A 12,712-nucleotide genomic window follows, 5' to 3' on the forward strand; every position below is an offset into this window, starting at 1 on the left:
AGATTGACTGGGCATGTTGGATCAGATTCGTATCGTTTTGGTAAACACCTCTCATACCGGCAACATGGGGTCTGCGGCACGCGCCATGAAGACCATGGGGTTGACCCAGCTGGTATTGGTTGATCCGCAAGCCTTGCCGGATGACAATGCCTTCGCCCTGGCGGCTGGTGCCAGCGATGTGCTTGCCAATGCCCGTATCGTCCCGACACTGGACGACGCGATCGCCGATTGTGGTCTGGTGATTGGCACCAGCGCCCGCTCGCGAACCCTGAGCTGGCCCATGCTCGATCCCCGTGAGGCCGGCGAAAAGTCGGTGGTTGAGGGGATGCAGCACCCGGTCGCGCTGGTGTTTGGCCGTGAACGCACCGGTCTCACCAACGACGAATTGCAAAAGTGCCACTACCACGTGGCCATTCCGGCCAATCCTGATTACAGCTCCCTCAATCTGGCCATGGCGGTGCAGACCCTCTGTTACGAAGTGCGGATGCGCTGGCTGCAGGGGCAGGCCGCCGAGCCTGAAGATGAGATGGCCTATCCGAGTGCCGCCCAGCTGGAAGGGTTTTATCAGCACCTGGAACAAACCCTGATGAAGACCGGTTTTATTGCTGATGATCATCCGGGTCATGTGATGAGCAAGCTGCGTCGCTTGTTCAATCGGGCTCGGCCGGAAGCTGCTGAGCTCAACATTCTGCGTGGTATTCTGACCTCGGTGCAGAAAGCGCGCGTACCGGATTAATCCGACTGATTTACTCAACCATATACTTGACTGATTTGGTCGGGTATGTGATCATGTGCCCCATTAAATTGCTTCGCAAGACGGTAAGGCACATGAGACTGACTTCAAAAGGACGTTACGCTGTAACCGCCATGCTCGACGTGGCGCTGCATGCAGAGCAGGGGCCCGTCCCCCTTGCCGATATTTCCGAGCGCCAGGGCATCTCGTTGTCCTATCTCGAGCAGCTCTTTGCCCGCCTGCGTAAACATGGTCTGGTGAGCAGCGTGCGTGGCCCGGGTGGTGGTTATCGCCTCGGGTTGGCCCCAGGCGAGATTTCGGTTGGTCAGGTGATCACCGCGGTCGATGAGTCGGTCGATGCAACCAAGTGCCTCGGCAAGGGCGGTTGCCACGGCGGTACCCAGTGCCTGACTCACTCCCTGTGGCGCGACCTGAGTGAGCGGATCTCCAGCTTCCTCGGGGATATCACGCTGGCCGAGCTGGTACGCCAGGCCGATGTGCGCCGGATTGCTGGCAAGCAAGATGAACAAATGAAGACCGTGTTGTCCCTGGTTGATCGGGCAGAACACGGCGATGTGAGCTTGAAAGTCCAACTATAAACGTGCTTTCCACAGCGGGACTCTGTATGACCCGGACTGTGACGGAGAAAAACATGAAACTGCCTATTTACCTTGATTATTCGGCAACCTGTCCGGTGGACCCGCGTGTCGCAGAAAAAATGATGCAGTGTCTCACCATGGATGGCCTGTTCGGCAATCCGGCTTCCCGTTCTCACCGCTTTGGCTGGCAAGCCGAAGAGGCGGTGGATCTGGCCCGTAATCAAGTGGCAGATCTGATCGGTGCCGATCCCCGCGAGATCGTCTTCACTTCCGGTGCGACCGAATCCAATAACCTGGCCATCAAGGGTGTTGCCCACTTCTATGCCAGCAAGGGCAAGCACATCATCACCTCCAAGACCGAACACAAGGCGGTGCTCGATACCTGTCGCCAGCTGGAGCGTGAAGGGTTCGAGGTGACCTATCTTGAGCCGATGCCCAACGGCCTGTTCACTATCGAGATGATCGAGAATGCCATGCGTGATGACACCATCCTGGTCAGCATCATGCATGTGAACAACGAAATCGGCGTGGTTCAGAACATTGCCGCCATCGGCGAGTTGTGCCGTTCCCGCAAGATCCTGCTGCACGTGGATGCCGTTCAGAGTGTGGGCAAGATCCCGGTAGATGTGGAAGCACTGAAAGTGGACCTGCTCTCCGTCTCAGCGCACAAGGTGTATGGTCCGAAAGGGATCGGTGCACTGTTTGTTCGCCGCAAACCCCGCGTTCGTCTGGAAGCCCAGATGCACGGTGGCGGCCACGAGCGCGGCATGCGTTCCGGTACTCTGCCGACCCACCAGATCGTCGGGATGGGCGAAGCTTTCCGCATCGCCAAAGAAGAGATGGTGAGTGAAGGCGAGCGTATCTTGGCACTGCGCCAGCGTCTGTGGAATGGCATCAAGGATATTGAAGCCGTCTACATCAATGGCGATCTGGATCAGCGTGTTCCGGGCAACCTCAACGTCAGCTTTGCCTATGTGGAGGGGGAATCCCTCATCATGGCGCTGAAAGATTTGGCGGTCTCTTCCGGTTCGGCCTGTACCTCCGCCAGCCTGGAACCCTCCTATGTGCTGCGCGCACTGGGTCTGAACGACGAGCTGGCGCACAGCTCCATCCGTTTCAGCATGGGTCGCTTCACCACCGAGGAAGAGATTGACTACGCGGTCAAGCTTATTCGTGACTCCATCGGTCGTCTGCGCGAGATGTCCCCCCTGTGGGAGATGTACAAAGACGGCGTCGATCTGAACACGGTCGAATGGGCTCATCACTGATCCACTGGGTCAGTGAGCAACAGAATTAGCAGGAGTGAGATATGGCTTACAGTGAAAAAGTAATCGACCACTACGAGAATCCTCGCAACGTCGGTGGTTTCGACAAGAATGATCCCAGCGTTGCAACCGGCATGGTCGGTGCGCCCGCTTGTGGCGATGTGATGAAGCTGCAATTGAAGATCAGCGACGAAGGCATCATCGAAGATGCCAAGTTCAAGACCTACGGTTGCGGTTCTGCCATCGCCTCCAGCTCCCTGGTGACCGAATGGGTCAAGGGCAAGACACTGGATGAGGCGGCTGGCATCAAGAACACCGATATCGCTGAAGAGCTGGCCCTGCCACCGGTGAAGATCCACTGCTCCATTCTGGCCGAGGACGCCATCAAGGCCGCCATCGCCGATTACAAGCAGAAGAAAGGTCTCTAAGCGCCGGAGAGCAGTATGGCTATTACCATGACAGATGCCGCCGCGGCACGGGTTTCCTCTTTTCTGGCTAACCGGGGCAAGGGCATTGGCCTGCGCCTCGGCGTCAAAACCACCGGCTGCTCCGGTCTGGCCTACGTGCTTGAGTTCGTTGATGAACTGACCGATGAGGATCAGGTGTTCGAGCAGCAGGGCGTCAAGATTATTGTCGATGCCAAGAGCCTGATCCATCTGGATGGCACCGAGCTGGATTTCGTCAAGGAGGGCCTCAACGAGGGCTTCCAGTTCAACAATCCCAACGCCAAAGGCGAGTGTGGTTGCGGCGAAAGCTTCAGTGTCTGAGCTGTTTGACGTCAATGATCCTTCGTCTGTGGTTGAGTGGGTTGCCCATGACCCGTTCAACCACATCTCATTTGCCAGGGGCGAGTGAGGTTGTGGCGAACGTTTCCAAGAGGTTTGCATGAATCATTTCGAGCTGTTTGGGCTGGTTGAAGGCTTCGAGCTCGATACCCGTCAGTTGGCTGATACCTACCGCCAGCTGCAAACCCAATTCCATCCTGATCGTTTTGCCACCGCCCCCGAACGGGAGCAGCTGGCTGCGGTGCAACGTGCCGCCCAGATCAACGAAGCATTCACCACCCTAAAGGCGCCGCTGCGCCGTGCCGAATATCTGCTCTCTCTGCGTGGCACCGATATCCGTGGTGAACAGCAGACTCTGCAAGATACCGCGTTTTTGATGCAGCAGCTGGAGTGGCGCGAGCGTCTGGCCGATCTGAAAGATGACACCGACCCTGAGCGCGCCATCAAGGATTTTCGCAGCGAGATCAGGCATGATCACCAGATGTTGATGCAGCAGCTGACCGAGTCTCTTGCCGCCGGCAGAGATCTCGTTGCCGCTGATTGCGTTCGCAAACTCAAGTTTGTCGACAAGCTCCTCGAAGAGCTGGAACGATTCGAAGACTCGCTTCTCGAGTCTTGATCCTTTAACGCTGGAAGTTTCATTACCCATGGCATTACTGCAAATCGCCGAACCCGGCCAGAGCGCTGTTCCTCATCAGCACAAACGTGCCGTCGGCATCGATCTCGGCACCACCAACTCTCTCGTCGCTGCGGTTCGCAGCGGTCACGCCGATACCCTTTGCGATGAGCAAGGGCGCGACCTGCTCCCGTCAGTGGTGCACTATCAAAGCGACGCCATTCGAGTGGGGATTGATGCCAAGCGCGAAGCGGCGCTCGATCCTCACAACACCATCGTCTCGGTCAAACGGATGATGGGCAAGGCGCTGGCCGATATCGATACCCGCCAGCAGCCTTACCAGTTTGTTGCCGCCGACAATGGCATGCCGCAACTGCAAACCCGTCAGGGGCTGGTCAATCCGGTGCAGGTATCGGCCGAAATTCTCAAAAAGCTGGCCGAGCGTGGCGCCCAGACCCTGGGTGGCGATCTCGATGGCGTGGTCATTACCGTGCCCGCCTATTTCGATGATGCCCAGCGTCAGGGAACCAAGGATGCGGCCCGTCTGGCCGGTCTGCACGTACTGCGTCTGCTCAACGAGCCGACCGCGGCCGCGATTGCCTATGGCCTTGACTCCGGTCAGGAAGGGGTGATCGCGGTTTACGATCTGGGGGGCGGCACCTTCGATATCTCCATCCTGCGTCTGCATCGCGGTGTGTTTGAAGTAATGGCGACCGGCGGCGATTCGGCCCTCGGCGGTGATGATTTTGATCACCTGCTGGCGGACTGGATCAAGGAGCAAGCGGGCCTCTCCGGCGAGCTGGATGCCCATCTGCAGCGCGAGCTGCTGGATGTGGCCGCTGCCGTCAAACACGGCCTGACCGATGCCGAGCAGGTGGCGTGCACCTTTGCTGGCTGGCAGGGTTCAGTGAGCCGTAGCCAGTTTGATGAACTCATCACCCCGCTGGTGAAACGGACCTTGCTGGCTTGTCGCCGCGCCCTGCGCGATGCCGGTCTCGAGCAGGTGGAAGTGCTGGAAGTGGTGATGGTAGGTGGCTCCACCCGGGTGCCGCTGGTGCGTGAACTGGTGGGCGAGTTCTTCCAGCGTACGCCGCTGACCAGCATCGATCCGGACAAGGTTGTCGCCATCGGCGCCGCCATCCAGGCCGATATTCTGGTGGGCAACAAGCCCGATGCCGAGATGCTGCTGCTGGACGTTATCCCCTTGTCGCTGGGTCTGGAGACCATGGGTGGCCTCGCCGAGAAGGTGATCCCGCGCAACACCACCATCCCGGTTGCCCGCGCCCAGGAGTTCACCACCTTCAAGGATGGTCAGACCGCCATGGCCATTCACGTGGTACAGGGTGAACGCGAGTTGGTGGCCGATTGCCGCTCCCTGGCCCGCTTTACCCTGACCGGCATTCCGCCGATGGCAGCTGGCGCCGCCCATATTCGCGTCACCTTCCAGGTGGATGCGGATGGTCTGCTCTCGGTCAGCGCCATGGAGAAATCCTCCGGCGTCCAGGCCGAGATCCAGGTCAAGCCCTCTTACGGGCTGGCGGAGCAGGATATCCTCAACATGCTGAGTGCCTCCATCGAGAACGCCCAGCAGGATATGGATGCCCGCATGCTGGCCGAGCAGCAGGTTGAAGCTGACCGTGTGGTCGAGAGTTTGAATGCCGCGCTGGCCGCCGATGGCGATGCCCTGCTCAATGCTGCCGAGCGTGCCGAGATTGATGCCGCCATCGCCCATCTGCTGACCATGCGCAACAGCGGCACAACCCATCAAATCAAAGAAGCCATTGAGGCAGCCGATGCTGTCAGTGGCGAGTTTGCAGCCCGCCGGATGGACGCCTCCATCCGCAAGGTGCTGACCGGACAAAACGTCAACAAGGTGTAATATGCCAAAACTGATCATTCTTCCTCATCCTGTACTCTGTCCGGATGGCGCCGCCCTCGAGGGGCAAAGCGGCGAGACCATTCTGGATGTGGCGCTGCGCAACGGTATCGAAATCGAGCATGCCTGCGAGAAATCCTGTGCCTGCACTACCTGCCACTGCGTGGTGCGCGAGGGCTTTGACTCGCTCGAGCCAAGCGACGAGCTGGAAGACGACATGCTGGACAAGGCGTGGGGGTTGGAGCCGGAATCCCGTCTCAGCTGCCAGGCAAAACTGGCGGACGAGGATCTGGTGGTGGAACTGCCCAAGTACACCCTGAACCTTGCCTCTGAACGCCATTAATTACACATGAGTGAATTGCACGTGCAGCATCCTGTGGTGCTTCAGTGATATGGTGGAAGGCCGTGACCCTCGGGGGCACGGCCTTTTTTGTATTCGTTATTCTCTCTTTGCCAATAAGCTCTTTCCCATAAAGAGTGCTTATACATAGTGCCAGTAAAAAGGAAGCAAACACGATGGCTGACATGATGAAGGTAGCGTTATCCACCCAGGCTGCGGCCGCCTATTGGGGCGAGGGCGCCCAGCTCAGTTTCAATGGCGACGAGGCACTGATCCATCTTGGTGCCGCCGGTCAGGAGAAGGATGTTCTGCGCACCGTTCAGCGCGCTGCCCGTCGCCTCGAATCGAGCGGGATCAAGCGGGTGACGCTGGTCGGTGAAGGCTGGGATCTGGAGCGTCGCTACGCGTTCGCCCAGGGGTTCTACGCCGCCAAGGGATCGCGTGAACTGGATTTTGGCCAGCAGAGCGATGCGGACGCCCGTGAACTGGATGCACTGCTCAAGGCGGCTCGCTGGGTACGTGACATCACCAATGGCTGTCCGGAAGAGATCTACCCCATGAGTCTGGCGGAATCGGCCCTGTTGCTCATTCGTGGTCTGGCCGGGGATCAGGTTACTGCCCGCATCACCGCCGGTGAAGCGCTGCGCGAGTCCGGCCATATCGGGATCTGGTCGGTTGGCCGTGGCAGCGAGCGCGAGCCTGTGCTGCTGGAGCTCGACTACAACCCGACCGGTGATCGCAATGCGCCCGTGGTGGCGGCGCTGGTGGGCAAGGGGATCACTTTTGATTCTGGCGGCTACTCCATGAAGTCCTCTGACAACATGCTGCCGATGAAGTCCGACATGGGGGGCGCAGCCATGGTGACTGGCGCGCTGGCGCTGGCTATCAGCCGAGGCCTGAACCAGCGGGTGAAGCTCATTCTCTGCTGCGCCGAGAACCTGGTCTCCGGCCACGCCTTCAAGCTGGGCGACATCCTTACCTACAAGAACGGCATCTCGGTCGAGATCCAGAACACCGATGCGGAAGGTCGTCTGGTGCTGGCCGATGGCCTGATGGCGGCCTCTGACAGCGGTGCGGCTTATATCCTTGACGCAGCCACCCTGACCGGCGCCGCCAAGATGGCGCTGGGGCGCGATTATAATGCGGTGTTTGCCCTCGATGAGACCGAACAGCTGCGTGCGCTGGCCGCCGCCAAGGTGGAAAACGAACAGGCGTGGGCGCTTCCGCTGGAACCCTGGCATGCCAGCCAGCTCACCTCGGCCTTTGCCGATCTGGGCAACGTAGCCTCGGCAGAAGGCACGGCCGGTGCCACCACGGCTGCTGCGTTCCTTTCCCGCTTCGTGCGTGATGAGGGCAAGGGTTGGGTGCACCTGGATCTGGCGGCCTCTTATCAGAAATCGGGCAACGATCTCTGGGCAACCGGCGCCAAGGGCCACGGTCTGCGCACCATCGCACGCTGGCTGCAGGAGGTGACCGCATGAATGTCTGGTTAAGTCGTGAATTTGCACCGGCCGAGTGGGGGGAGGGGGCGCTGCTCTCTCACCGTGCCGACGGCATGGTGATCCATCTGGTGACGGCCAATCCGCTGCTCGATATCCAGCAGGCGGCCCGTCGCCTCTGCCAGCAGGGGATCCAGAAAGTGACCCTGGCTGGTCACTGGGAGCGTGAACAGCAGTGGGCTTTTGCCCAAGGGCTGCAAACCCCCAAGGCGGAGGTGCAACTGCAGTGGGCCATGTCCTCGGAAGAGGACAGAGAGGAGCTGGAAGCGCGTTGGCTCTGCGGCCGCTGGGTGCGCGAGATGACCAATGCCACCCCGGAGCAGTTGGGCCCGCTGGAGCTGGCGGTGGAAGCGGCCTCTTTTATTACCGAGCTGGCGCCGGACAAGGTGAGTCATCGCATTTTGAAAGGCGAAGCGCTGCAACAGGCGGGCTGGGTCGGCCTCTATCAGGTGGGCCGCGGCAGTGCGCGCGAACCGGTATTGCTGGAGCTCGACTTCAACCCGGGGCGTGACCCCAAGGCGCCGGTGGCGGCAGCGCTGGTGGGCAAGGGGATCACCTTTGACTCCGGCGGCTACTCCATGAAGAGCTCCGAGGGGATGCTCACCATGAAGTGCGACATGGGGGGCGCGGCGATTGTCACCGGTGCGCTGGCGCTGGCTATGCTGCGCGGGCTCGACAAGCGGGTGAAGCTGATCCTCTGCTGCGCCGAGAACCTGGTCTCCGGCCACGCCTACAAGCTGGGCGACATCCTCACCTACAAGAACGGCACCACGGTCGAGATTGTGAATACCGATGCCGAGGGGCGGCTGGTACTGGCCGATGGCTTGCAACTGGCGAGCGAGTCCGGCGCACCGCTGATCATCGATGCCGCGACCCTGACCGGCGCAGCCGTGATGGCGCTGGGTGGGCGCTACAATGCTCTGTTCGGCCTCGACAAAGGGTTGGTAAGCCGCGCAATGACCTATGCCGATGCTGAGCATGAGCCTGCCTGGCCGCTGCCGCTGGAGCCCTGGCACCGCCAGCAGTGCCCTTCCCATTACGCCGACACGGCCAACAGCCGTCCGGTGAAGGGGGGTGGGCCGGGTGGCGCCTCCAACGCTGCGGGTTTCCTCTCCCGTTTCGTTGCCAACGAAGGGATGGGCTGGTTGCATATCGATCTGGCCGCCTGCTTCAGTGACAACGGCGATGCCCTCTGGGCGCCGGGAGCTAATACTCTGGGGATGCGCACCATAGCGCGGGCCTTGCTGGCGGAAGCCAAATAGGCGAGACAAGGCACCTTCGGGTGCCTTTTTCATGCTGTTCGAATTGTGAACAAAAGATGGGGTTTTGGCGGCTTAAGGTAACTATCGTGCGCAAGCGCACATATTTTCCGGCTCTGCTCGGTCAAGATGAGTGTGGATGTTGATTGCAAGGGAGTGATGTTTAATAAAAAGTTGCTTGTTTGTGTGTTTTTCCGGTTTTTGTTTACGTATAATCGCCAGCGAACATGGATTCTAACAATAAAACTCTGTAGTTAAGGAAAGATATCAATGGCCATCGAACGTACCTTCTCTATCGTCAAACCGGATGCTGTCAGCAAGAACCTGATCGGTGCCATCTATAGCCGTTTCGAAAGCGCAGGCTTGAAAGTGGTGGCATCCAAAATGCTGCACATGAGCAGTGAACAGGCTGCCGGTTTCTATGCCGAGCATCAGGGCAAGCCTTTTTATGACAATCTGGTCAGCTTCATGACCTCTGGCCCTGTCATGGTGCAGGTGCTGGAAGGGGAAGACGCCATCCGTCGCAATCGTGAGATCATGGGTGCTACCAACCCGAAAGAGGCGCTGGCTGGTACCTTGCGTGCCTGTTATGCCGAGAGCATCGATCGCAACGCAGTACATGGCTCCGATGCACCGGCATCCGCTGCCCGCGAAATTGCCTACTTCTTCTCTGACAACGAGATTTGCCCGCGCGGCTGATTTTTGTTGATGATGACCCAAGGGAGCCTCGGCTCCCTTTGTTGTTTTCGCCGTTTACGCAATATCCCTCTATTCTCCAGGTGGAAAGCCAGACCCATTATTTGTACAATGCCGCCCCCTGACGTCGTCAGCCAATAATTGATGAAGTGTTTGAACTGAGGCCATTGATGAGCGAAACAAAAATCAACCTGCTGGATCTTGATCGGGATGCCATGCGTGCCTTTTTCGTCGAACTGGGCGAGAAGCCATTCCGGGCAGATCAGGTCATGAAGTGGATCTATCACTTTGGGTGTGATGATTTCGATCAGATGACCAACGTCAACAAGGTGCTCAAAGAGCGCCTCAAGGCGATCGCCGAGATCAAGGCGCCCGAGATCAGCCGCGAGCAGCGCTCTGCCGATGGCACCATCAAGTGGGCGCTGCAGGTGGGCGATCAGGAGGTAGAGACCGTCTACATCCCGGAAGATGACCGCGCGACCCTCTGCGTCTCCTCTCAAGTTGGCTGTGCGCTGGAGTGCAAGTTCTGCTCCACGGCTCAACAAGGCTTCAACCGCAATCTGAAAGTCTCCGAGATCATCGGTCAGGTGTGGCGTGCGGCCCGCGTGGTCGGTGGCAAGCGTCCCATCACCAACGTGGTGATGATGGGGATGGGCGAGCCGCTGCTCAATCTCGCCAACGTGGTGCCCGCCATGCGTCTGATGATGGATGACTACGGCTTTGGTATCTCCAAGCGCCGGGTGACCATCTCCACCTCTGGCGTGGTACCTGCGCTGGACAAGCTGGGCGACCAGATCGACGTGGCGCTGGCTATCTCCCTGCACGCCCCGAACGACAAGCTGCGTTCAGAGATCATGCCGATCAACGACAAGTACAACATCGAGGAGTTCCTCGCCGGTGTCCGTCGTTACCTGGCCAAATCCAATGCCAACGGTGGTCGGGTGACCGTCGAGTATGTGCTGCTCGATCATATCAATGACGATATGCAGCATGCCCACGAGCTGGCCAAGGTGCTCAAGGACACGCCGAGCAAGATCAACCTGATCCCGTTCAACCCCTTCCCGGGCAACCCTTACGGCAAGCCGAGCAACAGCCGTATCGATCGCTTCTCCAAGGTGCTGATGGAGTACGGTTTCACCGTGATTGTCCGCAAGACCCGTGGTGATGACATCGATGCCGCCTGTGGTCAGCTGGTGGGTGACGTGATTGACCGTACCAAGCGAACTATCAAAAATCGGATGCAACAGGATGGGATTTCCGTCAAAATGGTTTAAATGCTAAGCCATTGTATAGACAGGGAATGGATACACGTACATTGATCGTAGTGGCAGCGCTCTGCGCGCTGCCAGGCTGTGTGACCGAGACCACTTACGCTGGCCAGAACTCGACCCAGCGTGAAGTGGGTCCTGACCTCAAGGCGGCTGCCCAAACCCGCCTCGACCTTGGTATCCAGTACCTGCGTCAAGGCAATGCCGAGCAGGCCAAGTTCAATCTTGACCGCGCCCTCCAGTATGACCCCTCCAACCCCCAGATCCAGATCGGTTTTGCCTACTTTTACCAGAAGGTAGGAGATTTCAAGGCAGCCGAGACCCATTACAAGAACGCCCTTGCCATGGATCCGTCCAATGCTGACGCAATGAACAACTATGGTGCCTTCCTCTGTGATCGCGGCAGGTATGCCGAGGCAGATCAGGCGTTCAACCAGGCTGTTATTCAGCCAGGCTATGTAAAAATTGCCGATACCTATGAAAATGCGGCACTTTGTGCGCTGCAAAATCGCAGAAATGATAAAGCAGGCGAGTACTATCGCCTGGCCTTGGGGTATAATCCCCGCAATCCAGGGTTATTGCTGGACTTGGCCGAGCTTTCCATGAAAGATGGCAAGCTGCCTGATGTGCAGTCCTACCTCGCCCGTTTTGCCGATGTGTCAGACGAGAACGAGGAGAGTCTCTGGTTGAGACTTCGGCTGGCACAGGCGATGGACAAGCCGGCATTACTTCACCAATTCGGGACTGAGCTGGTAAGGCAATATCCCACTTCGCAACAAGCCAAGCGTTATTTAGCCAATGACTATTGAACAGCAACACGATTTCCAAGACGACTCCCAGGCAGTAGGCCCAGGCCAATTGCTGCGCAACGCCCGTGAACAGCTTGGCTGGACACGAGAACAGGTTGCGTCCCGCATTCACCTTCGTCTGACCCTGATCGCCGCTATCGAATCGGATACCTACGACAAGCACACCTCCCATACCTTTATTCGGGGCTATTTGCGTACCTATGCCAAGCTGGTCGGGATCCCCGACGAGACCATTCTGGCTGCTTACGACAAGCTGGGTCTGACTCCTCCCGACAATATCGACATGCAGAGCTTCTCCCGTCGCTCCCGCCAGCAAGCCAACGACAGTCGGCTCAAGGTGGTGACCTGGCTGGTGATCCTGGTGTTGATTGCGCTCTCGGTCGCCTGGTGGTGGCAGAGTACTTCACGCCGCTCCGCCGGTGATGAAGCGCTGGCAGCCACCGAGATGAGTGCAACCGGTTCGACTCCGGCTGAACCTGCTATCACGCCGCCCGATGCGATCAACACAGCTCCGGCCGAAGGTGCTGCCATCGCACCGGCCGCCACGGACGTGGCTGCCCCTGCGGTGGTCTCCGATGCGACGGCTACCTTGGCGCCTGCTTCTGCGGCTGTTGCCCCGACCGATGTCAGTGCGGCTGTTGGCACTGCGACCGATGCTGCAGTATCCGGTGCCAATGGCACTGAATCTGAAGAGGCTGTCGTTGATCCGGCGACTGCGCCGCAACTGAAGATGAGCTTCACCGCCGATTGCTGGCTGGATGTGAAGGATGCCAACGGCAAGACCCTGTTCAGTGGTCTGAAGAAGGCCAACGACGAGCTGGTGCTGGAAGGCGCCGAGCCCCTGAAGTTCATCATTGGCGCGCCCATGGCCGTCAAGCTTGACTACAAGGGTCAGTCGTTTGATATGAGCCGTTACAACAACGGTCGTACAGCCCGCTTCTCACTGCCGCAGGAGTAATCTGTTTCC

General features: G+C 58.8%; 14 protein-coding genes. All 14 read left to right on the forward strand.

Features of this window, described 5'->3' with window-relative positions; genetic code table 11:
• Nucleotides 1-13: 13 nt before the first annotated feature.
• The 14 genes from trmJ (at nucleotide 14) to rodZ (ending at nucleotide 12,703) form a co-directional block, all read left to right on the forward strand.
• Nucleotides 14-736 (forward strand): tRNA (cytosine(32)/uridine(32)-2'-O)-methyltransferase TrmJ, encoded by a 723-nt coding sequence (trmJ, locus tag WBR25_RS08060; RefSeq protein WP_005359790.1) that lies wholly within the window; start codon nucleotides 14-16, stop codon nucleotides 734-736.
• Between the two features lie 92 nt (nucleotides 737-828).
• Nucleotides 829-1,332, forward strand: coding sequence for a Fe-S cluster assembly transcriptional regulator IscR (iscR, locus tag WBR25_RS08065; RefSeq protein ID WP_026035025.1), 504 nt, complete (start codon nucleotides 829-831; stop codon nucleotides 1,330-1,332).
• 53 nt (nucleotides 1,333-1,385) lie between these two features.
• Nucleotides 1,386-2,600, forward strand: a complete 1,215-nt coding sequence (locus WBR25_RS08070) for an IscS subfamily cysteine desulfurase (RefSeq protein ID WP_021229687.1) — start codon at nucleotides 1,386-1,388, stop codon at nucleotides 2,598-2,600.
• A 41-nt stretch (nucleotides 2,601-2,641) separates the two neighbouring features.
• Entirely contained in the window at nucleotides 2,642-3,025 is a 384-nt protein-coding gene (gene iscU / locus WBR25_RS08075) for a Fe-S cluster assembly scaffold IscU (protein ID WP_005333813.1), read from the forward strand.
• Between the two features lie 15 nt (nucleotides 3,026-3,040).
• Nucleotides 3,041-3,364 (forward strand): iron-sulfur cluster assembly protein IscA, encoded by a 324-nt coding sequence (iscA, locus tag WBR25_RS08080; protein ID WP_005333812.1) that lies wholly within the window; start codon nucleotides 3,041-3,043, stop codon nucleotides 3,362-3,364.
• 118 nt (nucleotides 3,365-3,482) lie between these two features.
• A complete protein-coding gene (gene hscB, locus WBR25_RS08085) occupies nucleotides 3,483-4,001 on the forward strand; it encodes a co-chaperone HscB (RefSeq protein ID WP_113740608.1) in 519 nt (172 codons plus the stop codon).
• 28 nt (nucleotides 4,002-4,029) lie between these two features.
• A complete protein-coding gene (gene hscA, locus WBR25_RS08090; protein WP_159163813.1) occupies nucleotides 4,030-5,877 on the forward strand; it encodes a Fe-S protein assembly chaperone HscA in 1,848 nt (615 codons plus the stop codon).
• A 1-nt stretch (nucleotide 5,878) separates the two neighbouring features.
• Nucleotides 5,879-6,217: an ISC system 2Fe-2S type ferredoxin gene (gene fdx / locus WBR25_RS08095; protein WP_005333808.1), complete on the forward strand. Its 339-nt coding sequence runs from the start codon at nucleotides 5,879-5,881 to the stop codon at nucleotides 6,215-6,217.
• Between the two features lie 173 nt (nucleotides 6,218-6,390).
• Nucleotides 6,391-7,695 (forward strand): aminopeptidase PepB, encoded by a 1,305-nt coding sequence (gene pepB / locus WBR25_RS08100; RefSeq protein WP_330124517.1) that lies wholly within the window; start codon nucleotides 6,391-6,393, stop codon nucleotides 7,693-7,695.
• Nucleotides 7,692-8,975 (forward strand): aminopeptidase PepB, encoded by a 1,284-nt coding sequence (gene pepB, locus WBR25_RS08105; protein ID WP_005359802.1) that lies wholly within the window; start codon nucleotides 7,692-7,694, stop codon nucleotides 8,973-8,975. Before pepB (WBR25_RS08100) ends, pepB (WBR25_RS08105) begins: the two co-directional genes overlap by 4 nt.
• A 267-nt stretch (nucleotides 8,976-9,242) precedes the next feature.
• Complete coding sequence (gene ndk, locus WBR25_RS08110) at nucleotides 9,243-9,671, forward strand: nucleoside-diphosphate kinase (RefSeq protein ID WP_005333805.1); 429 nt, start codon at nucleotides 9,243-9,245, stop codon at nucleotides 9,669-9,671.
• Between the two features lie 167 nt (nucleotides 9,672-9,838).
• Entirely contained in the window at nucleotides 9,839-10,942 is a 1,104-nt protein-coding gene (gene rlmN, locus WBR25_RS08115) for a dual-specificity RNA methyltransferase RlmN (protein ID WP_005344856.1), read from the forward strand.
• Nucleotides 10,943-10,953: 11 nt separating this feature from the next.
• Nucleotides 10,954-11,745 (forward strand): PilW family type IVa pilus biogenesis/stability lipoprotein TapF, encoded by a 792-nt coding sequence (tapF, locus tag WBR25_RS08120; protein WP_085943024.1) that lies wholly within the window; start codon nucleotides 10,954-10,956, stop codon nucleotides 11,743-11,745.
• Nucleotides 11,735-12,703, forward strand: coding sequence for a cytoskeleton protein RodZ (gene rodZ / locus WBR25_RS08125; protein ID WP_128815429.1), 969 nt, complete (start codon nucleotides 11,735-11,737; stop codon nucleotides 12,701-12,703). The genes tapF and rodZ overlap by 11 nt, the downstream gene beginning before the upstream one ends.
• Nucleotides 12,704-12,712: the final 9 nt, after the last annotated feature.

This window comes from Aeromonas sp. MTB, from assembly GCF_056632455.1.